The sequence below is a fragment of the Kocuria sp. MNB10 genome (assembly GCF_054073685.1).
This window is the reverse complement of sequence record NZ_CM133411.1, coordinates 1,281,160-1,305,222: the sequence shown is the minus strand read 5'-3', so window position 1 is coordinate 1,305,222 and position 24,063 is coordinate 1,281,160. Positions and strand designations below refer to the sequence as shown.

General features: G+C 67.3%; 18 protein-coding genes and 2 tRNA genes. 4 read left to right on the top strand and 16 right to left on the bottom strand.

All coding sequences use genetic code 11. From position 1 onward, the window contains the following. Nucleotides 1–128 precede the first annotated feature (128 nt). A complete protein-coding gene (locus tag ACW9PK_RS05875) occupies nt 129–506 on the top strand; it encodes a hypothetical protein (RefSeq protein ID WP_368835666.1) in 378 nt (125 codons plus the stop codon). Here the strand turns inward: ACW9PK_RS05875 and ACW9PK_RS05870 are convergent. Together ACW9PK_RS05870 and lysX are read right to left on the bottom strand one after the other, a co-directional pair. Further along, nucleotides 490–1,164, bottom strand: a complete 675-nt coding sequence (locus ACW9PK_RS05870) for a DedA family protein (protein WP_064845497.1) — start codon at nt 1,162–1,164, stop codon at nt 490–492. The two genes, ACW9PK_RS05875 and ACW9PK_RS05870, sit on opposite strands and share 17 nt — an antisense overlap. A gap of 132 nt (nt 1,165–1,296) precedes the next feature. Continuing rightward, nucleotides 1,297–4,626: a bifunctional lysylphosphatidylglycerol synthetase/lysine--tRNA ligase LysX gene (lysX, locus tag ACW9PK_RS05865; RefSeq protein ID WP_457017023.1), complete on the bottom strand. Its 3,330-nt coding sequence runs from the start codon at nt 4,624–4,626 to the stop codon at nt 1,297–1,299. A 154-nt stretch (nt 4,627–4,780) separates the two neighbouring features. Between lysX and ACW9PK_RS05860 the strand changes: the two genes are divergently transcribed. Together ACW9PK_RS05860 and ACW9PK_RS05855 are read left to right on the top strand one after the other, a co-directional pair. Continuing rightward, on the top strand, nt 4,781–5,935 hold the full coding sequence (locus tag ACW9PK_RS05860; RefSeq protein ID WP_312794762.1) for an alpha/beta hydrolase: 1,155 nt from the start codon (nt 4,781–4,783) through the stop codon (nt 5,933–5,935). A gap of 169 nt (nt 5,936–6,104) precedes the next feature. Continuing rightward, a complete protein-coding gene (locus ACW9PK_RS05855) occupies nt 6,105–6,641 on the top strand; it encodes a hypothetical protein (protein WP_457017021.1) in 537 nt (178 codons plus the stop codon). Between the two features lie 37 nt (nt 6,642–6,678). Here ACW9PK_RS05855 and ACW9PK_RS05850 read toward each other — a convergent pair whose 3' ends face one another. From ACW9PK_RS05850 to ACW9PK_RS05840, 3 genes are all read right to left on the bottom strand, one after another. Further along, nucleotides 6,679–7,929 (bottom strand): MFS transporter, encoded by a 1,251-nt coding sequence (locus ACW9PK_RS05850; protein ID WP_457017019.1) that lies wholly within the window; start codon nt 7,927–7,929, stop codon nt 6,679–6,681. Nucleotides 7,930–8,438: 509 nt separating this feature from the next. Next, nucleotides 8,439–9,197 carry a rhomboid family intramembrane serine protease gene (locus ACW9PK_RS05845; RefSeq protein ID WP_457017017.1) on the bottom strand — a complete coding sequence of 253 codons (759 nt, stop codon included), beginning with the start codon at nt 9,195–9,197 and terminating at the stop codon, nt 8,439–8,441. Nucleotides 9,198–9,300: 103 nt separating this feature from the next. Then, nucleotides 9,301–9,846 (bottom strand): peptidylprolyl isomerase, encoded by a 546-nt coding sequence (locus tag ACW9PK_RS05840; protein WP_064845494.1) that lies wholly within the window; start codon nt 9,844–9,846, stop codon nt 9,301–9,303. A 167-nt stretch (nt 9,847–10,013) separates the two neighbouring features. On the opposite strand from ACW9PK_RS05840, the gene ACW9PK_RS05835 reads away from it, so the two are divergent. Further along, on the top strand, nt 10,014–10,919 hold the full coding sequence (locus ACW9PK_RS05835; protein WP_098053827.1) for a hypothetical protein: 906 nt from the start codon (nt 10,014–10,016) through the stop codon (nt 10,917–10,919). Nucleotides 10,920–11,121: 202 nt separating this feature from the next. Here ACW9PK_RS05835 and ACW9PK_RS05830 read toward each other — a convergent pair whose 3' ends face one another. From ACW9PK_RS05830 to dnaA, 11 genes are all read right to left on the bottom strand, one after another. Further along, nucleotides 11,122–12,417 carry an Nramp family divalent metal transporter gene (locus ACW9PK_RS05830; protein WP_064845492.1) on the bottom strand — a complete coding sequence of 432 codons (1,296 nt, stop codon included), beginning with the start codon at nt 12,415–12,417 and terminating at the stop codon, nt 11,122–11,124. A gap of 262 nt (nt 12,418–12,679) precedes the next feature. Beyond that, nucleotides 12,680–12,752: transfer RNA gene (locus tag ACW9PK_RS05825), tRNA-Ala, on the bottom strand. 53 nt (nt 12,753–12,805) lie between these two features. After that, on the bottom strand, nt 12,806–12,928 hold the full coding sequence (locus ACW9PK_RS05820; RefSeq protein ID WP_255359867.1) for a hypothetical protein: 123 nt from the start codon (nt 12,926–12,928) through the stop codon (nt 12,806–12,808). Nucleotides 12,929–12,977: 49 nt separating this feature from the next. Continuing rightward, nucleotides 12,978–13,051: transfer RNA gene (locus ACW9PK_RS05815), tRNA-Ile, on the bottom strand. A gap of 92 nt (nt 13,052–13,143) precedes the next feature. Then, the gene (locus ACW9PK_RS05810; protein WP_457017014.1) at nt 13,144–13,626 is read right to left on the bottom strand and encodes a DUF3566 domain-containing protein; all 483 of its coding nucleotides are present in this window, start codon (nt 13,624–13,626) and stop codon (nt 13,144–13,146) included. Then, nucleotides 13,623–16,349: a DNA gyrase subunit A gene (gyrA, locus tag ACW9PK_RS05805; RefSeq protein WP_457017012.1), complete on the bottom strand. Its 2,727-nt coding sequence runs from the start codon at nt 16,347–16,349 to the stop codon at nt 13,623–13,625. Before gyrA ends, ACW9PK_RS05810 begins: the two co-directional genes overlap by 4 nt. Nucleotides 16,350–16,423: 74 nt before the next feature. Continuing rightward, nucleotides 16,424–18,493 carry a DNA topoisomerase (ATP-hydrolyzing) subunit B gene (gene gyrB / locus ACW9PK_RS05800; RefSeq protein WP_085107213.1) on the bottom strand — a complete coding sequence of 690 codons (2,070 nt, stop codon included), beginning with the start codon at nt 18,491–18,493 and terminating at the stop codon, nt 16,424–16,426. Nucleotides 18,494–18,732: 239 nt separating this feature from the next. Further along, nucleotides 18,733–19,326, bottom strand: coding sequence for a DUF721 domain-containing protein (locus ACW9PK_RS05795; RefSeq protein WP_064845489.1), 594 nt, complete (start codon nt 19,324–19,326; stop codon nt 18,733–18,735). Beyond that, nucleotides 19,323–20,570 (bottom strand): DNA replication/repair protein RecF, encoded by a 1,248-nt coding sequence (gene recF, locus ACW9PK_RS05790; RefSeq protein WP_457017009.1) that lies wholly within the window; start codon nt 20,568–20,570, stop codon nt 19,323–19,325. Before recF ends, ACW9PK_RS05795 begins: the two co-directional genes overlap by 4 nt. Nucleotides 20,571–20,574: 4 nt before the next feature. Beyond that, on the bottom strand, nt 20,575–21,699 hold the full coding sequence (gene dnaN / locus ACW9PK_RS05785; protein WP_064845488.1) for a DNA polymerase III subunit beta: 1,125 nt from the start codon (nt 21,697–21,699) through the stop codon (nt 20,575–20,577). Nucleotides 21,700–22,298: 599 nt separating this feature from the next. Further along, nucleotides 22,299–23,927, bottom strand: a complete 1,629-nt coding sequence (dnaA, locus tag ACW9PK_RS05780; protein WP_064845487.1) for a chromosomal replication initiator protein DnaA — start codon at nt 23,925–23,927, stop codon at nt 22,299–22,301. Nucleotides 23,928–24,063 lie beyond the last annotated feature (136 nt).

The window sequence follows — 24,063 nt, the reverse complement described above, 5'->3', positions numbered from 1 at the left end:
CCGGTACGTTGTCACGGGGACCACACCGGTGCCATACGGTGAGGACGGAAGCCTGTCCGTCCCCGCCGTGGAGGAGTCATCGTGCGCGCAACCCATGTCCTCGAGAAGGGGATCATCTTGACCGAGCAGTGACCGACCCCGGAGGCCACGCGGGCACGTGCGTGATCATGGGTGCGGGCTTCGCGGATCTGTTCTTCCTCCAGGACGCGCTGCGCCGGGGCTTCGAGCAGGTGATCGTCTCGGACAAGCAGGAATCACGCTTGCGGATCGCCCGGGAGCTGGGGGCGCACACGGTCCGGGTCCCGGACGAGGAACTGGCCTCCGTGGCCGCCCGGTCCGAGCCCGGTCTCGTATCCTTCCACAAGGCCGTGCGCCGCATCCACGACGGCGAGGTGACCGTGGACTACTGCCTGGGCCCCGTATACCCGTTCGAGGAGGCCGGCGAGGTGCTGCGGATCGTCGAACGCGGCGGGGACGGCCACGTCAAGTTCACGATCGTCCCGTAGCACTCTCCTGCGGCCCCCGGTCCCGGAACCCCTTGAGGATCTGCAGGGCCACCGGGATCACCGAGATCACCACGATCAGGATCGCGATCAGGTCCACGTGGTCACGGATCAGCGGGATCCCGCCCAGCAGGGACCCGGCCACCACCATGATGGTCACCCACAGGAAGCCACCCAGGACGTTCCACCCCACGAAGCGGCGGTACGGGTGGCGCGCCGTGCCCGCCACGAGCGGGACGTACGTGCGGATGATCGGGACGAAGCGCGCGAGCACGATCGCCCTGCCGCCGTAGCGCAGGAAGAAGTCCTCCGTGCGGTTGAGGTAGGAGGTCTTCAGGAACCGGGCGTCGTCGGAGAAGAAGCGCCGGCCGAACCGGTTACCCAGGAAGTAGCCCACCTGGTCCCCCGCGACCGCCGCGATGAACGGTACCAGGATCATGAGCCACAGCGGGACCTGCAACGCCTCGTGCAGCAGTCCACCCGTGAACAGCAGGGAGTCCCCGGGCAGGAACGGGAACAACAGCCCCGATTCCACGAACACCATCAGGGTGGTCCCGGCGAGCGCCCACGGCCCCAGCTGCTCGAGCAGTTGGGCGGGATCGCCTAGCGGTGGCAGCTGCGGGATCAGCGTTCCCGCGGTGTGCAGCAGTTCAAGCGTCATGGTGACCCACTCTTCTCCTCGTGGGCCGGGTGCCGCGCACCACGGTCCTGTTCCTCCCCGGACGACGGCGCTCGCCCGGGGTAGCTCGTTCGTCCCGCGGTGTGCCCGCAACCGGGGTCGCGCGGGGCGCGATCACGGCTGCTGCGGCTTCACGAACGGGAAACTCAGGACGTCGCGGATGGTCGTGGCGGTCATGAGCATGACCAACCGGTCCAGCCCGATCCCCATGCCACCGGCCGGGGGCATGCCCACCTCCAGGGCGTCCAGGAAATCATTGTCCACCTGCATGGCCTCGAGGTCCCCCGCGGCGGCCTTGAGCGACTGCTCCGTGAGCCGGCGGCGCTGGACCACCGGGTCGGTCAGCTCGGAGTACGCCGTACCGACTTCCATGCCGTTGACCACCAGGTCCCAGCGTTCCACGAGCCCGCCATCGGAGCGGTGGGGTGCGGTCAGCGGGGAGGTCTCCTCCGGGAAGTCGCAGTAGAACGTGGGGAACACGGTGTGCGGTTCCACGAGCTCCTCATAGAGGCTCTCGAGCACCGCCCCGGGGCCCATGCCCGGACCGATCACCACGTCGTGCTGCGCGGCCACTGCGAGCAGGGTCTCGAAGTCCGACTCGATCGAGATCCGCCGTCCCACCGCCTTGCTCACCGCATCCGTCACGGCGATCACGGGCCACGGCCCGGACACGTCGGTCAGCACGGGCGCGGCGTCGGGGTTGTGCACGTCGTACAGGGGCAGCACCTGGGTACCGTGCAACGCCTGGGCCACCGTCTTGATCATCGTCTCGGTCAGCTCGCGCATGACCGTGTAATCCGCGAACGGGTGGTACGCCTCGAGCGCGGTGAACTCCGGGTTGTGGGTCGCGTCCGCGCCCTCGTTGCGAAAGTTGCGGGCCACCTCGAAGATGGGCCCGCTGCCCGCCACGAGCAGTCGCTTGAGGTACAGCTCGGGTGCGATCCGCAGCGTGAGGTCCATCCCGTACGCGTTGATGTACGTGCGGAACGGGCGCGCCGAGGCCCCACCGTGCACCGTGTTCAGCACCGGTGTCTCGACCTCGCGGTAGCCCTGCCCGGTCAACACGCGGCGCACGGTGTCCACCGCGAGCGAGCGCTGACGCAACAGGTCCATCCCGCGCGGGTGCACCAGGAGGTCCATGGACCGCTTGCGCAGCCGCTGTTCCGGGTTCTCGAAACTGCCGAACGGGACGGGCTGCAGCGCCTTCGCGGCCATCGTCACCCGCTCGGCGAGCACGGACTCCGTGCCGGTGCGGGACACACCCCAGTGCCCGTCCACCACCACGAGATCACCCACGTCCAGGTTGGGCCGGATCGCCGCCCAGGACGCGTCCACGCGCTCGCGGTCCACGAGCACCTGCACGGTCGCGCCGCCGTCGGTCAGGTCCAGGAAACCCACGCCTCCGAAGTCGCGGAACCTGCGGACGCGCCCGCTCGTGCGCACGGCCGACGACGCCGCGGCGTCGCCCCGGCGCGCGAGCACCGCAGCGAGGGGCTCGGCCTCCGCAAGACCCACAGGGTAAGGGTCGATCCCCGCGTGGGCCAGGGCACGCGCGTGCCGCATGCGGTGGCGGGTCTGCTGCGAGCGCTTGGGGGCCAGGACGCGCCTGGGTGCGGGTTCGTGGTCGATCGCGCGCACCGCGGCGAGTGTTTCGGCGTCGAGCTGCGGCTGTGACCCCGTGCGCACGAACACCGCGGGCAGGAACCCCTCCACCTGGGCCGTGGCGGCCGCCATGCGGGGCAGGGACAGGAAGCCGTCGAAGCACGCGTAGCGGGGTACCCACTCGGGCAGGTACTTGGCGTTGGCCCGGTACAGGCTCTCGAGCTGGAAAAACCGGTCCATGAAACCCAGCACCGAGGAGTTGAAGCGGGTGATCACACCAGCACCGAGCTTCTCGGAGTCCTCGAAGACCCCGCGGAACATCGCGAAGTTCAAGGAGACCTCGCGGATCCCGTGGGACGCCCCGTAGTCCATGAGCTCCGAGACCATCAGTTCCGTGGTGCCGTTCGGCGCCTGGGGGCTGCGCCGCATCACGTCCAGGGACAGTCCGCGCCGACCCCACGGGACGAACGAGAGCAGGCCCAGCGCCGCGCCGTCGCGATCGCGGGCGACGACGAGCATGCAGCGACCGTCCGCCGGGTCCCCCCAGCGGTTGAGCGCCATGGAGAACCCGCGGTCCGGTTCGTTCCCGCGCCACTCGTCCGCGAGCCGCCCCATGCGCTCGAGCTCCTGCGGGTCGAGGTCCTCGTGCCGGGCGATCTCCACCGTGAGCCCGGCCCGGCGCGCATGCCGCACCGCCCGGCGCACCGCGGTCATCGAGGAGTTGGCCAGGGAGAAGCGGTCGGGATGCAGGACGGCCTCGTCCCCCATGACCAATACGCTCATTCCCTGAGAGGCATACACCCGTGCACCCCGTTCGGATGCCGAGGTGACGGCCGGGAGTAGGCCGTAGTGATGCGTGCGCGCGAGCCAGCGTTCCACGGCGTTCGTCCACGCCGCGGGGTCCCCCACCGGGTCACCGGAGGCGATCGCCACCTGACCCACCACCCGGAAGGTGACGCATGCGCGTCCGTCCACGGAGAAGACCGAGATCTTGTCGCGGCGGGTCGCGAAGTACCCCAGGGAGTCCTCGTCACCGTACTGCGCGAGCAGCGAGCGCACCGCGATCTCGTCCCCGGGCCGCCACGACGCCGCACGGGAGGACGAGCGCAGGAAGATCAGCACCGCGAGCACGATCGTCAGGGCCAGCGACACGGAGGTCAGTTCGGGGAGCCACGGCGGGACCGTGCCGTGGAAGTGTCGCCGGGGGCCCGCCCAGCCGAGGCTGCGCACGAGGGCCTGGGCGAGGACGTTCCAGTCGTCGATCGCCGAGTTCGTCGTGACCAGTAGCACCGCGTGGGTGGCCATGATCGTCAGGATCACACCGCCCACGAGGGTCCCCAGGGCGGCCATCGCACCGCGCGGGGCCGTGCGCGCGGGGAACGCCGGGCGCAACCACCACAGCAGGCACAGCGCGGCGATGCCCACCACGATGGCCACGACGTCCAGGGTCACGAACACCACGGAGGGGATGGGCCCGTGATTGGGGACCTCGGGGCCCATTGCCCGCAGGACCTCCTGGAACACGGACCACAACACACCCACGATCTGGGTGATCGCGACCGTGACCAGCGCAATGCGCTTGCGGCGCACGAGCGCACCGGTGAGCAACCCGAGCACCACCACGGACACGAGCGAGGGCGCCACGGGGATGTTGAGGGTCCCGAAGAGCAGGGTGGGCAGCGGATTGATGCGCACCACCCAGTGCAGCAGGAGCAGGACCACCCCCACGAGGGTGGCCACGGCGAAGACCCACGTGAGGATCCTCGCCCACCGCCGTTGCGCCGGCGTGGTGGTGCTGAGCTCGGGCACACGGCAACCGTGCGCGAGCTGGGCGTCAACCATCAACTTCCCCTTACGGGCCCGGCGAGTGTAGCGCGCGGCGCCGATGTACCTATGCTGTTTTTCCGTGCGGCTACCCATTGGTTATGTCTTATTCCGCCGGGCTTCGTACTGCACACAAGATACGTGGGGAATCTCTGGAAACGAGCAATTCGCAATGGCGTTCTTCGAGCTGAACGGGTGGCCCCTGTTCATCATCACCGTGACCTTGGCCTTCCTGGCGCTGGCATTCACCGTCGTGGTGCTGCCGCGGCAACGCCGGCCGGGAATCCTCAAGTACGTGATGCAATTCGTGGGCGTGGCGCTCGTGTCCCTGTTGGTGCTGGTGGGGATCTTCCTCAAGATGAACATGGACAACCAGTGGTATTCCAGTTGGGGGGACCTACTCTCCGACGGTGGCGGCCAGGTGGCCGTCACGGATGTGGGTGCCACCGCCGCGGCGGCCAAGCCCATCAAGGACCTGCCGCATCGGGCGTTCAACGCCATGCAGACGAACCCCACGCAGAACGCGTTCTTCGGGTCCCAGATGGATCCCAACAACACGTCAGGGCAGTGGGTGAATCTGAAGATTCACGGACCGCAATCCGGCATCACGCAGGAAGCCACCGTCTGGTTACCGCCGTCCTACATGACACAACCGCAGCGGGCGTATCCGGTGATCACCGCTTTCACCGGTTTCCCCGGGGACGTGAAGACCTATACCAAGGCCATGGACATCGCCCAGCACATTCGTTCGCGGGTCAACAGCGGCGCCATGCGGGAAGCCATCGTGGTGATCCCGAACGTTTATCCCGGTAACAACGACACCGAATGCGTGGACAGCAACAACGGTCAGTGGGAGAGCTATGTGAGCAAGGACGTGGTCTCGTGGATCCGCGGCAATCTACGGGTGTCCACGGACCGGGAAGCCTGGAGCACGTTGGGCTACAGCGCCGGTGGTTGGTGCTCGTCCATGTTCGCCGTGCGTCACCCGGACGTCTGGGCCAGCAGCGTGAACCTGGCCGGGTACTTCGCCCCCACGTACAGCAAGGGCCAGCAGTGGAAGACCACGGATCCTCGCTCCTACGACCTGGCCTCGGTCGTGGCCCGGGACAAACCGGACGTGAAGATCTGGTTCTTCTCCGGCGGTGAGGACACCATCTCGGTCGACGCGGTGCGCAAGTTCGCGGCGTCGGTATCTCCGCCCACGACCCTGGTGTCCAACCTCTCACAGAGCGGCGGCCACCGCGTGGCGCTGTGGGAGGCCCAGCTGGATCCGTCCCTCGAATGGCTCGGCCGCACGTCCCCGGCCTTCGCGCCCGTGAGCTCCTGACCGGCACGGCGTAGATGAACACCCAGGAATACGCGCTCAGCGTCCTGCTCACGGCCCTGGGTGGTTTCGACCCCGCGCCCATGCTCATCTTCGCGGCAGCTTTGGGCGCGGGGATCCGGAAACGGCACATCATGGGCTCCGCCGCGGTGCTGCTGGGCGGCACCGCCGCGTGGGGCATGACCCTGACCCTGCTCGTGGGCCCCGGTCTGCAGCGCGTGAACTGGGGGAACTCCTCCGCCACGGCAGCATCTCGGCGGGGATCGAACTGGTCCTCGCCCTGGCCATCGGTGGCTACGCCGTGTGGCGGGTGGTGGCGGCGCGGCGCTCCCGGGGCCGCGACACCCCCGAGGAGAAGCCCGCCACGAGTCCGTGGGCCCTGTACGTGACCGCGGTGGTCTTCGTGGGCATCGTGATCTTCGATCTCCCGTTCGACGTGCACGTGGCCACCGCCGCCTCACAACCCCCGTCCCACGGGGTGGCCGGATGGATCGCGTGGTCCCTCATCAGTCAGTTCCCCCTGACACTTCTGATGCTACTGACGATCCTGGGGAAACAGCAGCGGTTTTCCCGGGTCATGCGCAGGGCATGGGCCGCCGTGTCCCCGTGGGTCAACCGGCTGGTCACCGCGGTGCTGGGCCTCGCGGCGATGCTCATGCTCCTGGACGCCGGGGAGTTCCTGCTGGTGGGCCACTTCCTGGTCCAGTAAAGCGCGGGCCAGGTGTCCGCGGAGCGCGGGTGGGGCGTCAGACGGCCTGTTGCGAGGCCGTCACCGGGAGGCCGGCCTCGAGCCGACGCCGCCGGTCCGCCTTCTGGCGCTTGACACCCGCGAGCGCGAGGAGACCTCCGATCACGGCCAGCGCGGCCGCCACGAGGGCCGGGGAGCGGTAGCCGAAACCGGCGGAGATCACCGCACCGCCCAGTAGGGCCCCGATCGAGTTGGCAACATTGAACGCCGCGTGGTTGAGCGATGCGCCCATGAGCTGGGCGGGCCCCGCCGCCGTAATGAGCCAGCTCTGGATGCTGGGCATGATGAACGAGTTGGCCAGTGCCATGAAGAACCCGGCCACGAAGATCCCCACGGGGGATCCCGCGAGCGCCCCCACGAGCAACAGTGCCGCGGTGAGGGCCGGGAAACCCACGGCCATGGTGCGCCGGGCACTGCGGTCCGCGCTGATCCCGCCCAGGATGTTGCCCAGGGTCATGCCGATTCCCACGACCGCAAGCAACCACGGGATGCCGGCGCCGGACAGCCCCGCCAGCTCACGGCTCATCTGGGTGAGGTAGCTGTAGATCGCGAAGAACCCGCCGAAACCGATCCCCGCGATCCCCATAACGATCCACACCTGCGGCAGCCGGAACGCCCGCAGTTCACGGCGCCGGCTCGCTCCGACCACCCGGTCCTGGTGGGGGACGGTCAGCCACACGCCGATCGCAGTGACCGCGAAGACCACGGCCACCGCGACGTATGCCATGCGCCAGCCGTAGGCCTGACCGACCGCCGTCATCACGGGGACACCTACGACGTTGGCGACCGTGAGCCCCGATAAAGCGAGTGCCACACCCTTGGCCTGGTTCCCCGGACCCATCACGGTGGCGGCCACGAGGGACGCCAGACCGAAGTATGCGCCATGGGGAATACCCGCGAGGAACCGCATCACCAGGAGGGACTCGAACGTGGGCACGATTGCCGAGGCGAGGTTGCCCATGAGCAGTGCCGCGGCCATCACGAGCAGCATCGTGGTGCGGGAGGACTTCGCGGCGAAGAAGGAGATGACCGGGGCCCCGACCACGACACCTATGGCGTACGCGCTCACGAGCCACCCGGCGCGTGCGATCCCGGTCTCGGAGGACGCACCGTAGAGATCGGGCAGGAGGTTCTGGGCGATCTGGGGCAACAGTCCCATGGACGCGAATTCCGTGCAGCCGATGCCGAAACCGCCCAGGGCCAGGGCGAACAGCGCGAGTCTGCGACGGGCGGGGGTCAACTGGGACATGGACGCGCGACCTTTCGAGGATTCGCAGGTGGGGCTCCCCAGAGGGATGCGGGCGAGTGGCCGCAGAGACCGTGGCGATCGGTCCGTGGCCTATGACAGCGCACCGCGCAGGCGCTCGTAGCGGGTGAACCGCGCGGGCGGACCATTCGGGCAGCACCCGGGCGGGCACAGGATCAGTACAACACGGTGCACGCGCGATTTATTCACGAGCCCGCACACGTGTGGGTGAGGTCACGATCGTGAACTGTCCCCACCCCGTGCACGAAAGTTATCCACAGGTGTGGAGAACCTTGTGCATATCGCGATCGACATGTCCCCTACGGGGCAGTCCTAGCGCACTGTCGCGGTATCCACAGGGGTGTTCACAGTTGTGGAATTACACATCTGTAAGTTGTTAACAGGTGTGGACAACCCCTGTGGACAGCCATTGGGACGCACGGATCAGAGCGCGATCCCCGACCCGGATCCGGCGGAACGGGAGAGCTTTCCCTGCTTGCGGCCGGGCCCGGTCAGAGTCGGCGACGCAGCCCCGGCAGCATGGCGAGCGCCACGAGACCACCGGCGATCAACCCGCCCACGTGCGCCTGCCAGGCGATGCCGCCCACCAAGAAACCGAAAGCCAGGTTGATCGCGATCAACACCGCAATGGGCGTGATGTTGTTCTTGAAGTGGCGCATGAACACGAACATGGCGCCGAAGAGCCCGAAGACGCCGCCGGACGCCCCGATGACGAGCACCCACGGATCACCGAGCAACAGCACTCCCACGGATCCGCCCAGCACGGACACCACGAACAGGACGGCCATCCGCCAGGTCCCCAGCAGCGGCTCGAGCATCCGACCGAAGAGATAGAGCGTGTACATGTTGAGCAGTAGGTGCAGCGGTGAGGGCATCGCGTGGACGAAACCGCTCGTGAGCATCCGCCACGGCTGGGTGTCCGTGAGCGAGGGAGCGTATCCCAGGATGCTCGTCAGGCTATAGGGCGTGAACAGGCTCGTGAGCCACTGCAGGCCCCACATGACCACGCAGATCCCGATGAGCGTCCACGTCACGGGCATGCCCCCGACGCGCTGGGGGCTGCGACGACGGCGCGGCGCAGCGCCGTCGTACCCGCCGCGTGGCGCGCCACCCGGGTGGGCGGACTGCTGACCGTGGACGTACTGCCCGTACCGCGGGGCGGGAACGGGCGCGCCGCTCCACGGGGCGGGAGCGTCCGGGGCGCCGGCGGGCCGTCCGTGGTCCGGCGGGTCGTCGGGGTGGTGGGTCATGGTCATCCTCCGGGAGTGGGCGGGGCGGCTGGACGGGGCTCGAATACGGACGAAGCCCACCCGGGGACCGGGTGGGCTTCGTGCCGGGCGTGAAAGCTGCGGGTCAGAGCTTCTCGATGTCGATGGAGGTGATCACGCAGTCCTCCACGGGACGGTCCTGGCCGCCGGTGCGCACGTTGTTGAGCTCGTCCACGACCTTCTTGGACTCGTCGTCCGCGACCTCACCGAAGATGGTGTGCTTGCCCTGCAGCCACGTGGTGGGCGCGGTGGTGATGAAGAACTGGGAGCCGTTGGTGCCGCGGCCGTTGCGGGTACCGGCGTTGGCCATGGCCAGCATGTACGGGGCGTTGAAGTTCAGTTCGGGGCTGATCTCGTCGTCGAAGTTGTAGCCCGGGCCACCGATGCCCTGGCCCAGCGGGTCCCCGCCCTGGATCATGAAGTCCTTGATGATGCGGTGGAAGACGACGTCCTTGTAGAGCGGGCCGTTCTGCTTCTCACCCGTGCGGGGGTCCGCCCATTCCTGGGTGCCGTCCGAGAGACCCACGAAGTTCTTGACCGTCTTGGGCGCGTGGTTGCCGAAAAGGTCCACCACGATGTCCCCGTGGTTGGTGTGGATGGTGGCCTTGTGCGTGGCGATAGCGGAAGTCATGATTCACATTGTGACACGGCGTCCTCGGGGTCGGCAGAACGCTCCCGAGGTGTTCAGCGCACAGTGAAAAGGGCTGGGGTGTCGCTTTTCCCCAGGAATCCCGGGGTTGTCAGACCGTATGCTGAAGGTGGAGATTTTTACGGTCACCACTGTAGGAGGGACACACAATGAGCTTGTTCAAGAGCAAGGCCCAGAAGCAGACCGAGCACGCCAGGAAGAACGCCGAGTCCAAGGTCGTCAGCGCTGGGGACTGGCTCTCCAGCGAGATCGGTGAGCTCGGGGAGAAGCTGCAGCACGGCGTGCAGGCGGGTGCGTCCGCCCTCGCGAGCGGTGTGGAGGCCACGGGTCCCTACGTCCAGGACGGTCTGGGCAAGGCGCAGAACCTCGGTGAGGACATCAAGCACCGCGGCGAGAAGGCCAAGGCCGCCGGTGCCGCTGCCGCCGCCCCCATGGCCGCGAAGGCCGCCAAAAAGACCGCCGAGGGCCGTGCCGTGGCGCAGGACAAGTACTCCGGCGCCGTGGCCGCGCTGGCCTCCAAGGTCGCCCACGCGGACACCTCGGACCAGTTCGACGCCCTCGTGGCCAAGCTGACCGGTGACAAGAAGACCGTCAAGCGCATCCAGAAGGCCGCGAAGAACTCGGCCAAGGAATACGCCAAGCAGCAGAAGAAGGCCCAGGGTGGCCACAAGGGTCTGCTGCTCCTCGGTCTCCTCGCCGCCGGTGGCGTGGCCGGTGTGGCCGCGTGGCGCGCGTCCCGCCCGGTGCAGGACCCCTGGAAGACCCCCGTCACGGCCTCCCCGCGTGTCTCGGCTTCCCCGGTCAACACGAACTCCACGGTCGCCGCCGGCACCGGTGTGAAGGTGGACGACGTCAAGGACCCCACCTCCTCCGCCCAGAAGGCGGGCACCGCGTCCCAGGCCGCCCACCGCGCCTCGGACAGCGTGAAGTCCGTGGCCGAGGACGCCAAGCAGACCGTGAACGAGGTCAAGGAGCAGATCAAGGGCTCCAAGACGGACGACATGGGCACCCCGGACAACCGCTCCAAGCACAACCCGGGCGATCCCAAGCACTGAGCCGGTTCTCGCGCGTCGACCGCGCGTGACCCGCACGACGACGGCGCCGCATCCCTTCGGGGGTGCGGCGCCGTCGTCGTACCGGAATGAACACACGAACCCGTGCATGGCGAGCGCACGGGCTACATGGAAGGAACTCATGAGTCGTTCGCTGCGAACGCACGGGCCGTGCGGGGAGACCCGCGGCCCCGTGCGGTGGGACTCAGGAGAAGATGTCGGAGACCGTGTCCCACATCTGGTAGACGCCCAGGATGATGAACAGCACGGCGCAGACCACCAGGACCGCGTTGGTGAACACACCGTTGCGCCAGCGCTTGGGCGTGCGGGACGTGTTGAGCAGTCCCAGCAGCGTGACCGCCAGGAACGGCATGAACAGTGCCCCGAGCACGCCGTAGAGCAGGATGAGGAACACGGGCCGGTCCAACAGGAGCAGGAGCATGGGCGGGAACGTGAGCCACAGCAGGTAGAACTTGAAGTACTTCCCGCCGTTGCGGGTGTCCGGGTGGCCGCTGGGCTTCTTGCGGATGTTGCCCCAGTAGTCCGCGAACATGAGGGACACCCCGGACCACACACCCACCACCGAGGAGAACGAGGCCGCCCAGAACCCCACGAGGAACGCGATGCCGATGACGTCCCCGTAGCGGTCGCGCAGCACCCGGTCCAGGTCCAGCAGGCCCTTGTCCCCGGCGCTGATGGCATAGCCGGCGGAGTAGAGGACCTCGGCACCCACCACGAGCATCGCGAGCACGAAGATACCGGTCACGGTGTAGGCCACGGTGTTGTCGAGCTGCATCACGCGCATCCACCGCGGTTGGTGCCAGCCCTTCTCCCGCAGCCAGTAACCGTAAGCCGCGAGGGTGATCGTGCCGCCCACGCCGCCGGCCAACGCGAGCGTGTAGACCACACCGCCCTGCGGGATCACGGGGATCAGCCCGGTAAGCATCTGAGGGATGTTGGGCAGGGTGATGATCGCGAGCCCCACCATGACCAGGAACATGATCCCCACCATGGCCGCGGTGATCTTCTCGATCACCGCGTAGCGCCCCGCCCACACGATCACGAACCCGATCAGGCCCATGAGGATGGCCCACGCCCACAGGGGCAGGATGGGGAACAGCGCGGCGAGCGGCAGGGCGGAGGAGGACATGGCCGTGGCGCCGTACACGAATCCCCAGATCAGGATGTACGGACCGAAGTACCAGGACGTCCACCGGCCCAGGGAGCGCCAACCCTCGAAAATGGTGCGCCCGCTCGCGAGCGAGTACCGACCGGCGCCCTCCACGAGCACAATCTTCATGATCGTGCCCGCGATGACTGCCCACAACAGGGTGTAGCCGTAGCGCGAGCCGGCGGTCAGCGTGGCCACCATGTCCGCGGCACCCACGCCCGTGGCCGCCACCACGAGACCGGGACCGATCAGCTGCCACCGTTTGACCTTCTCCAACGACTCATCGGGGTCGATGGACGGAAGGGGTTGCAGCGGGGTCTTGTCGCGCATCGGGGGGCTCCACACTTCGGGCATGAATCAGGTCACAGTTGTGCTCATGCAGTCTTTCACGCGGGGTGCGCCACACTCCTTCGGTGGCGAAGTATGGCTGGTGTGTCCCCGCCGAGGACCGGGGACGCGCACGCAAAGCCGGGGACAGGAGGAACCGGGCCAGGACGAACCGGATGAAAGCGGATGAGCACGGAGCAGGAACAGGCCCGGCACGAAGGAACCCCCGGGGACCGGCGCTGCGGTCCCCGGGGGTTCTCGGATGTGGAGCCTAGGAGATTCGAACTCCTGACATCCGCCTTGCAAAGGCGGCGCTCTACCAACTGAGCTAAGGCCCCGTGTTCAATTGTAGTGCTGATCCTGCAGAACGCGGATCGCGGTACCGGGACGGTCAGTCCACGGGGTCCACGGCCGAATTCCACGCCTCTCGTTTGGCTTCCGCCTCGCGCCAGGACTTGAAGGCTGCCACGGACAAGCCGGCCAGTGCGGCCAGGGCTGCGATTCGTGCCTTCATGGGGACCCTCCGAACGAGATCATCTCGCGGTTGGCGGGAATTCGATGGGTGGGCGTACCAGGAATTGAACCTGGGACCTCTTCGTTATCAGCGAAGCGCTCTAACCGTCTGAGCTATACGCCCTCAGCGTGCACCGCCAGAATCGTCCTCTGATCGGCCACGCCAAGACTTTACCGGAGTTTCATCCGCCGCACAAAATCGGACGGACCGCGGGATCAGTCGTCGGTCAGGGTCACCCCGATGCCCCCGATCAGGGACGCCGCGATGTTGTACACGAGCGCCCCGAGCACGGACAGCACGGTCAGCAGGATGACGTTGACCACGGAGATGATCGTGGCGAACAGGGCCACGTTGCCGAGCGAGAGGAACCGCTTGATGTCCGTTCCCCCGGCGCTGCCGCCGAGCATGGACAGCAGTTCGTTAATCCCGTCGAACAGCCCGGTGAGGCTCAGCACGATCCACAGCACCAGGGACGCCACGACCGTGATGATCCCGAGCGCCACGGAGAGCAGGAAGGCCAGCTTGAGCACGGACCACGTGTCCACCTTGGACACCACGAGCCGTGCGCGGCGCACCTTGGCCCGGGGGGCGGGTCGCACGAGTCCCTTGCCGGAGCTCTTGGCGCTCTGCGGGGACGGCTTCTGGGGGGAAGAAGTCTTCACGGGCTGGCCCGCCTTCGAGGCTGAGCTCGCGCTCATGCGTCACCTCCGTTGTCGTTGTGCTCCAACGCTACTGCATCGTCGTCACAGACCGGCGCAGCGGCGTCGGCACCGTCCTGGCCCGCGGGGACGTCCGCGGTCGTGGCTTCGGGGGAGTCCATCGCGGAGCCGGGGGCGACGTCGCTCGGCCCGGTGGCCTCGGCGGCATCCTCCTCCGCGACCTCCTTCTCGATCTCCCGCTCGGCGTTGCGGGCGACCCCCACGATGGCGTCGTTGGGACCCGGCTTGGCGAAGATCACACCCATCGTGTCACGGCCGCGGGCGGGGACCTCGCTCACGTTGGAGCGCACGACCTTGCCGCTCTCCATGACCACGAGCACCTCGTCGTTCTCGCCCACGATCAACCCGCCCACCTGGCCACCGCGGACCTCGGCGAGTTTGGCAACCTTGATGCCCAGGCCACCGCGACCCTGCACGCGGTACTCCTGGACGCTCGTGCGCTTGGCGTAGCCGCCCTCGGTCACCACGAACACGTAGGAGTCGTCGCTGACCACGTTGGCGGAGAGCAACTCGTCCCCGGGGCGGAACTTCATGCCCGTGACACCGGAGGTCGCGCGACCCATGGGGCGCAGGGCGTCGTCGTCAGCGGTGAACCGCAGGGACTGGCCCAGGCGCGAGATCAGCATGACGTCGTCGTCAGTGTTCACGAGCATGGCCGAGACCAACTCGTCGTTCTCGCGCAGGTTGATCGCGATCACGCCCGCGGAACGATTGGTGTCGTAGTCCGTGAGCCGCGACTTCTTGATCAACCCGTTGCGGGTCGCGAGCACGAGGTACGGGGCGTCCTGGTAGGAGTGCAGCTCCATGACCTGGGCGATGCGTTCCTCGGGCTGGAACTCCATGAGGTTGGCCACGTGCTGGCCCTTGGCGTCCCGGCCGGCCTCCACGAACTCGTAGGCCTTGACGCGGTAGACGCGCCCGAGGGTCGTGAAGAACAGGATCCAGTTGTGGGTGCTCGTCACGAAGAAGTGCTCCACGACGTCGTCGCCGCGCAACTGCGCGCCCTTGATGCCGCGGCCACCTCGGTGCTGGGCGCGGTACTCGTCCGCGCGGGTTCGCTTGACATAGCCGTCGCGCGTGATGGTCACGACCACCTGCTCCTGCGGGATGAGGTCCTCCATGGAGACGTCCCCGTCGAAGCCGTAGAGCACCTCGGTGCGGCGGTCGTCACCGTAGTGGTCCACGATGCCCTGCAGTTCCTCCGAGATGATCTCGCGCTGACGCTCCTCGGACGCGATGATCGACTCGTACTCGGCGATCAACCGCTGCAGCTCGGCGTGCCGGTCCTGGATCTTCTGCCGTTCGAGCGCGGCCAGGCGGCGCAACTGCATGTTGAGGATCGCCTGGGCCTGGGCCTCGTCGATCTCGAGCAGCTCCATAAGCCCGGTGCGTGCCTGCTCCACGGTGGGCGAGCGCCGGATCAGGGCGATGACCTCGTCCAGGGCGTCCAGGGCCTTGAGCAGGCCGATCAGGATGTGCGCTTCCTCCTGCGCCTGCTTGAGGCGGTACGTGGTGCGCCGGACGATGACTTCCATCTGGTGGGTGACCCAGTGGTGCACGAACGCGTCCAGGGACAGCGTCCGGGGCACCCCGTCCACGAGCGCGAGCATGTTGGCGGAGAAGTTCTCCTGCAACTGCGTGTGCTTGTAGAGGTTGTTGAGCACGACTTTGGGTACGGCGTCCCGCTTGAGCACGATCACCAACCGCTGACCCGTGCGCCCCGAGGTCTCGTCGCGCATGTCGGCGATGCCCTGGACCCGCCCTTCCTTGACGAGGTCCGCGATCTTGATGGCCAGGTTGTCCGGGTTGACCTGGTACGGCAGCTCCGTGACCACGAGGCACGTGCGGTTGTGGATCTCCTCCACACTGACCACCGCGCGCTGCGTGATGGAACCACGACCGGTGCGGTAGGCCTGTTCGATGCCCTTGTGGCCGAGGATCTGCGCCCCGGAGGGGAAGTCCGGACCCTTGATCCGCTTGATGAGTTCCTCGAGCAGGGTCTCGCGGTCCACGTGCGGGTTCTTGAGGTACCACTGCACGCCGTCCGCGACCTCGCGCAGGTTGTGCGGGGGGATGTTGGTGGCCATGCCCACCGCGATGCCGGAGGAGCCGTTGACCAGCAGGTTGGGGAACCGCGCGGGCAGCACCACGGGTTCCTGCTGCTTGCCGTCGTAGTTGTCCTGGAAGTCCACGGTGTCCTCGTGGATGTCCTGGACCATCTCCATGGCCAGAGGCGCCATCTTGGTCTCGGTGTACCGGGGGGCCGCGGCGCCGTCGTTACCGGGGGAACCGAAGTTGCCCTGCCCCAGCGCGAGCGGGTAGCGCATGATCCAGTCCTGGATCAGTCGCACCAGGGCGTCGTAGATCGCGGAGTCACCGTGCGGGTGGTAGTTGCCCATCACGTCGCCCACCACGCGCGCGCACTTGTTGAACGAACGATCGGGGCGGTAACCGCCGTCGTACATCGTGTAGAGCACCCGCCGGTGCACGGGCTTGAGACCGTCCCGCACGTCCGGCAGCGCGCGCCCCACAATCACCGCCATGGCGTAGTCCAGGTAGGAGCGCTGCATCTCCGTCTGGAGATCGATCTGCTCCACGCGGTCGCCCGTGATCGCCACCTCGTCGGTCACGACGCCGTCGCCGGCCTCGGGTGCGTCCTGCGGGCCCACGGGGCCGTTGCCGTCCTGCGTCTCGTCACTCATGGGTTGCTGTTTCCTTCTCTCGTCCCCGGGATCATCGTTCATACTCGCGCCGGAATATTCCGGGCGTCACATGCTCAGATGTCCAGGAAGCGGATGTCCTTCGCGTTCTGCTGGATGAACTCGCGGCGGGACTCCACGTCCTCGCCCATGAGGACCGAGAACACCTGGTCCGCCGCGGCGGCGTCGTCCATGGTGACCTGCAGCAGCGTGCGGTGCTCCGGGTCCATGGTGGTCTCCCACAGCTCGGTGTAGTCCATCTCGCCCAGACCCTTGTAACGCTGGATGCCGTTGTCCTTGGGCAGCCGGCGGTTCTCCGCGAGACCCTTGGCCAGGGCGGCGTCGCGCTCCGCGTCCGAGAACACGTAATCGTGCGGCGCGTTGGACCACTTGATGCGATACAGCGGCGGCTGCGCGAGGTACACGTACCCGTGCTCGATGAGCGGACGCATGAACCGGAACAGCAGCGTGAGCAGCAGGGTGGTGATGTGCTGACCGTCCACGTCCGCGTCCGCCATGAGCACGATCTTGTGGTAGCGGGCCTTCTCGATGTCGAAGTCGTCACCGATCCCCGCGCCGAAGGCTGTGATCATGGACTGCACTTCCGCGTTGGACAGCGCCCGGTCCAACCGGGCCCGCTCCACGTTGAGGATCTTCCCGCGCAGCGGCAGGATCGCCTGGTGCGCGGGATCGCGGCCCTGCACGGCGGAGCCACCCGCGGAGTCACCCTCCACGATGTAGATCTCGGAGACCGTGGGGTCCTTGGACGAGCAGTCCTTGAGTTTGCCCGGCATGCCCCCGGACTCCAGCAGGCCCTTGCGTCGTGTGGTCTCGCGTGCTTTGCGCGCGGCCAACCGCGCCTGGGACGCGTAGATCGCCTTGCGGATGATGTCCTTGGCGGGGTTGGGGTTGCGCTCCAACCACGCCCCGAACAGGTCGAACATCTCGCGCTGAACGAAGGTCTTGGCCTCCGAGTTGCCCAGCTTGGTCTTGGTCTGCCCCTCGAACTGGGGTTCCGCGAGCTTGATCGAGATCACCGCGGTGAGCCCCTCGCGCACGTCCTCGCCCGTGAGGTTGTCGTCCTTGTCGCGCAGCAGCCTGTTCTCCCGCGCGTAGCGGTTGATGAGCGTGGTCAGCGCGGTGCGGAAGCCCTCCTCGTGGGTGCCGCCCTCGTGGGTGTTGATGGTGTTGGCGTACGTGTGCACGGACTCGTTGAACGCCGTGGTCCACTGCATGGCCAGCTCCAGGGACATCTTCTTGTCCGGGTCGTCCACCTCGAGCGAGATGACGTCGTCGTGGATCAGATCGACCTTCTTGGCCGAATTCAGGAACGTGACGTAGTCCAGCAACCCGTGCTCGTAGCAGTAGACCACCCGGCGGGCGCCCGCGTGGGCGTGGACAGCGGCGTCGTCCGCGCCGACCGTCCCTCCGTCCTGTCCCTCGACCGGACCGGAGGCGTCCACGGGGGACTCCCCCGCGATCTCCTCGCCGGTCTCGTCCGTGACACGCTCGTCCGTGAGCGTGATCCGCAGACCCTTATTGAGGAACGCCATCTGCTGGAACCGCGCCCGCAGGGTCTCGAAATCGAAATCCACGGTCTCGAAGATCTCGGGGTCCGGGTAGAAGACCTGGGTGGTCCCGGTCTCGTCCGTCTGCTCGCCGCGTTCAAGCTCACCCTGGGGGTGGCCGCCGTTCGCGAAGCTCATCCGCCAGACGTAGCCCTGCCGGCGGACCTCGGTGTCCACACGCCGGGACAGGGCGTTGACCACCGAGATGCCCACGCCGTGCAGACCGCCGGACACGGCGTAGCCACCGCCGCCGAACTTGCCGCCGGCGTGCAGGATGGTCATCACGACCTCCACGGTGGGCTTGCCCTCCGTGGGGTGCATGTCCACCGGGATGCCGCGGCCGTTGTCGCTCACGCGCACGCCGCCGTCCGACTGGAGGGTCACCTCGATGTGGTCGCAGTACCCCGCGAGCGCCTCGTCCACGGAGTTGTCGACCACCTCGTAGACCAGGTGGTGCAGGCCGCGGGGGCCAGTGGAACCGATGTACATCCCCGGGCGCTTCCTGACCGCCTCGAGGCCTTCCAGAACGGTGATGTCGCTCGCGCCGTACTCGTGCTGTAGGGGATCCTCTGTAGCCACGGGGTCTCCGGTCCTCCTGCGTAATCGATGGCGATCATCACCCGGCCCATATGAATACAGCCGATGAGACGGCTCGCGGCTCATCGGCTGGCGGGACGGGAAGATCTTTGGCTTCCCATTCTACCGCATGAAGCGCTGGACGGCCCGCAGACGCCCCGGAGCCCCGCCGCGCTGGGTGGACCCATTTTCGGGGTGCGGTGCGCCTCGCGCGCTTCTGGCGCGTTTTTGGCGCTTTCAGCTCACCCGTAGGTGTCCCGCGGCCCCCTGCCCTGCACCGACCAGCGCCCCCGTTTCCAACTCGGCCCCACGGGACCGTGGATCTCGAGCCGCGTGACGATCCCCTCCCCCAGCTTGTCCGAGAACTTCCTGATGATCTGGGGTTGGATCAACCGCAGCTGGGTCGCGTAGGCCGTGGAGTCGCAGCGCACGCGCACCACGGTGTCCTCGAAACTCTCGGGCCACGTGTGCTCAGCGTTGCGCGCCCCCACGAGGGATGGCCAGTCCGCGAGCACACTGCTCACGTTCACGGGCGTCTTCCAGCCCCTGTGGGTCATCAGCGCGTCCACCACGGTGGACAGCGCTCGGGGGTCCCGCGCGGAACGCCCCGGTCCCGAGAAGCCCCCGAGCTGCCGCGGATCCACGCCGTAGCGGTCCCGCGCGCGCAATGCCGGGGAGCCCGTTCCCTCCTCCATGGCCGTGCCGAAGGCGCGCATGTTCTTGGCCGCGGCCGCCTTTGACAGGGGCGTGTCCCCGCGGTCGCGGGCGGCCTTCCGGGCCCGTTGCAGGGCCACGGCCGCCGCGTCCACGACGTCGCGATGCACGGGCTCGCTCACGGCTGCTCCGCCTGGGGAGCGTTCTGGTTCCCGCCGGACCCGGGCTCGGGTCCGGGCTCGGGCTCGGGCTCGGCCGACGACGCTGCGCGGTTCCATACCGCCCCCGGCTCTACCTCGATCACCGTGGGCGAGTCCTCGAGCAGCGCCGCGGGTAGGTCCTCGTCCACCGCGGCGGTTACGAGCACCTGCTCGGCCTGCCGCACGAGCTCGGCCAGGCGGCGTCGACGGCGCGCGTCCAGTTCCGCGAACACGTCGTCCAGGATCAGCACGGGCGCCGAACCCCGGGCCGGATCGTCGGCGAGGTGGACATACCACGAGCCCAGGCGGAGGGCCAGGGCCGTGGACCAGGTCTCCCCGTGGGACGCGTAGCCCCTGGCGGGGGTGTCGCCCAGCCGGATCACGAGGTCGTCCCGATGCGGTCCCACCAGGGTGATCCCGCGATCCCGCTCATGACGTGCCATGCGCTCGAAGGCATTCATCATGAGCTCGTAGAGGTCCGTGACCGAGAAGTGTTCGAGCGCTTCCTGATCGGCACCGGGTGCCACGGACGAGCTCTCGTAGCCCAGGGACACGTGCTTGGGTCCGTCCGTGAGCTGTTGGTATGCCCGGTCCACCTCGGGCTCCAAAGCCTTGAGCAACTGCAACCGCGCACCCATCACGGCCGCGCCGGCGCGCGCGAGCTGGTCGTTCCACACCGCGAGCGTCGCACGATCCGAGTCCGAGAACCCCCGGGAGCGCCGCGCCGATTTCAGCAGGGCGTTGCGCTGCTTCAGCGCCCGGTCGTAGTCCGAGCGCGCGGCACCGAGCACCGGCCGCATGGCCGTGGCGAGATCGTCCAGGAACCGCCGCCGGTGGGACGGATCCCCCTTGACCAGGGTCAGGTCCTCCGGGGAAAACAACACGGTGTGCAGGGTCCCCAGGGCCTCACGGGCGCGGACCGGGGCCGCCCGGTTGATCCGCACGCGATTGGCCCGCGCGGCGTTGAGTTCGTACTCGAGGACTGTGCGCTGTCCCCCGCGGTTGACGCGTACCCGGATGATCGCCTGGTCCGATCCCGTGGTGATGAGCGGTCCGTTGCCCGAGACGCGGTGGGAGCCCAGGGTCGCGGCCCAGTCGATCGCCTCCACGATGTTGGTCTTGCCCACACCGTTGGGTCCCACGAACACCGTGAGACCCGGGGCGAGTGGGAGGTCCAGACCGGGGTAGGTCCGGAAGTTGGCGAGCGACAGGTGGTCTACGAACACACGATCACTGGTTGGGCAGACGCACCGGCATGAGCAGGTACTTGTAGTCCACGCTGTCCTCGCCGTCGGGCTCGCTCTGGGCCGAGAGCACGGCCGGCTTCGGAGGTGCCGTGAACGAGAACCGGACGTAGTCGGAGTCGAACGCGTGCAGTCCCTCGGAGAGGTAGGTGGGGTTGAAGGCCACGGTGATGTCGTCCCCGTTGAGCTGGGCGTCCAGAATTTCGGACGCCTGGGCGTCCTCCCCGGTTCCCGCGTCGAGCGCGACCCGGGACTCGCTGAAAGCGAGCCGCACGGGGGTGTTGCGTTCGGCTACGAGGGACACGCGGCGCACCGCTTCCACGAGTTCCGAGGTCTTCACCACGGCGGTGATCGGTGTGTGATCCGGGAACAGCGAGCGGATCTTGGGGTACTCGCCGTCGATCAGCAGGCTCGTGGTGCGTCGTCCGCCGGATTCGAATCCCACGAGTTCCGTGTTCTGAGCGAGCGCGATGTTCACGTCCCCGGAGGATCCCAGGGTCTTGGCGATGTCGTTGAGCGTCTTGGCCTTGATCAGGGCCGCCGTGGAGATCGTGGGATCGGAGGGCCGCCAGGTCAGTTCCCGCATGGCCAACCGGTAGCGGTCGGTGGCCAGCAGGGTCATCTTCTCGCCCTCGATCTCCATGCGGATGCCCGTGAGGATCGGCAGGGTGTCGTCCTTGGACGCCGCGATGTTGACCTGTGCCACGGCGTGCGCGAACTCGTCCCCGGCCACGACGCCGGACAGGTCCGGCAGTCCGGGCAGCTGGGGGTAGTCGTCCACGGGCATGGCCGCGAGGTTGAACTTGGCGGAACGGCACGTGAGGGTGACCTTGCCGCCGTCGGCCTCGAGCTGCACAGGAGCGGAGGGCAGCGAGCGGCAGATGTCCGCGAGCAGACGGCCGGAGACCAGGGTGGTGCCCTCCTCGAGGACATCTGCGCTGATGGTCAGGCGCGCGGAGATCTCGTAGTCGAAGCTTGCGATGGACAGCGAACCGTTCTCCGCCTTGATGAGCAGTCCGGACAACAGGGGGACGGGAGGCCGCGGTGACAGCGAACGGGCAGTCCAGGTGACTGCTTCAGCCAGTACGTCGCGCTCGACCGAGAACTTCACGGGGTGCCCCTCTTTGGTTCGGAACCGAAGTGTTTTGTCTGCATGGTATCCGGCTGCGGGGACGTCATCCGAACCCCCGGATCGTCGGGTTCGGACAGGATCCGCCCGTGGCGGTTCCTGGATTCTTGTAATTACAGAGATCCCGGGGAGCCGTTCGGCCGGAGAGAACCGGATTTTTGTTATTCGGTCGATCTTTTCTTAAGGGGTAGAAGTGTTAATAACCCCTGTGGACTCTGTGGATAACTGCCTGTTCCTCAGCAATCCCGCGGTTCGAGGGTGTTGATCCGGTGTGGACGATTGTGGATTGCCTTGTGCGTGCCGAGTGCACAACTTCCGCGTGATTCCGCGGATTCCACAGGCTCGCCCACCGATGCGCGGCGGTTGTCCACCGCCTGTTCTGCGTTGTCCACAGATTTTTCCACACGGCGCTGAACAGGACTGTGCACAGCGCGTCCACACCCCCGAATTTTCCTGTGCACCGTGGGCGGCGAAAGCAGTGGATCCGCGGGCTCGGCCTGTGGACGAATCACAAGAAGAACGGGCCCCCGGAACCGTGTTCCGAGGGCCCGTCTCCGGGTGTCGCGTGATCGGGGCGGGTCTTAGCCCTCGCGCGATTGTTGTTTGATCCGGTTGGTCAGCTCCGTGACCTGATCGAAGATCTGTCGGCGTTCGGCCATGAGCGTGCGGATCTTACGGTCCGCGTGCATGACCGTGGTGTGGTCCCGCCCGCCCAGTTCCTGACCGATCTTGGGCAGGGACATGTCCGTGAGTTCCCGCAACAGGTACATGCCGATCTGGCGCGCGGTCACCAGGGTGCGCGTGCGGGACTTGGACTTCAGCTCGTCCAGGGTGATGTTGAAGAACGCGGCGGTCTGCCCCAGGATCGAGGCCGCGGTGATCTCCTGTCCCCCGTCGTCGGTGATCAGATCCTTCAGCACGAGCTCTGCGAGCGGGAGATCCACCGGTTGCTTGTTGAGGGACGCGAAGGCCGTGACCCGGATCAACGCCCCTTCCAATTCGCGGATGTTGGTGGAGATGTGGGAGGCGATGTACTCCATAACATCGTCCGGGGCGTCCATCCCCTCGCTGATCGCCTTCTTGCGCAGGATCGCGATCCGGGTCTCGAGCTCGGGCGGCTGCACGTCCGTGATCAGTCCCCACTCGAAGCGGGAGCGCATCCGCTCGGCGAATCCCGTGAGCTGTTTGGGCGGCATGTCCGAGGTAATCACGATCTGCTTCTCGTGATTGTGCAGCGCGTTGAAGGTGTGGAAGAACTCCTCCTGCGTGTGCTCCTTGCCCGCGAGGAACTGGATGTCATCGATCAGCAGCAGGTCCACGTTGCGGTAGATGCCCTTGAAAGACGAGCCCTCGTCGTCGCGGATGGAGTTGATGAAGTCATTGGTGAACTCCTCCGAGTTCACGTACCGCACGCGCAGCTTGGGGTAGAGCCGCTTGGCGTAGTGCCCGATCGCGTGCAGCAGGTGGGTCTTGCCGAGACCCGAATCCCCGTAGATGAACAGCGGGTTATATGCCTTGGCGGGGGTCTCTGCGACCGCGAAGGCTGCGGCGTGGGCGAACCGGTTCGACTGGCCGATCACGAAGGAGTCGAAGACGTACTTGGGGTTCAGTCGGGCGGAACTGTCCCATTCCGAATCCGCCGGGCTGGTGTCCGAACCGTTGCCGGTGCTGAGCACCTCGCGCTGTTGCGGCCCCGGGGGCGCGGCTTCGGGTAGGCGGCGCGGGGGCAGATCGTCGTACTCGCCGGCGCCGTCGCCGGGCTCGGTGGTTGCCAGGCCGGCCGGGGAGCGCGGGACGCTCTCGCCCGACGGCGCATCGCGGCCGGGAGCAGGCTGGAAGAGTCCGGGCGTACGTTCGGCTTCGAGCTCGTTGAGCGAGGGGATGGTGCGGTCGGAGGACCGCGCGTCGGTCGCGGCGCGAGTGGTGGGCGGCTGGACCTCGAGCTCGGGGTCCACGACGAATGCCACGAGCGTGTCCGCTCCCAGAACCCGGCCTACGCTCTCGTCCAGGATCTCGGACATGGGGCGGTTCTGCAGGAATTCCCGCGTGGCCTCACTCGGGACCGCGATCAGCAGCGTGGTGCCCATCAGGCCGCGGGGTTCACACACCGCGATGGTCCCGCGTGCCCGTCCCGTGACCCGCGGGTTCTCGTTCATGACGCGGACGCACTCTGCCCATTGCTCGAGCAAAGCCCTGTTGTCCTGCTGCATGAACGACTCCTGACGTGAGATACGGGGAAGCCCCAGTTTTCCACAGACTTGTACACAGCGGTGGATAACCTCGTGGGGGCGGCCGCAAACCTCAGCCTAGAGCATGGTTCCGGGCTCGACATAGCCCGTCGGAGCC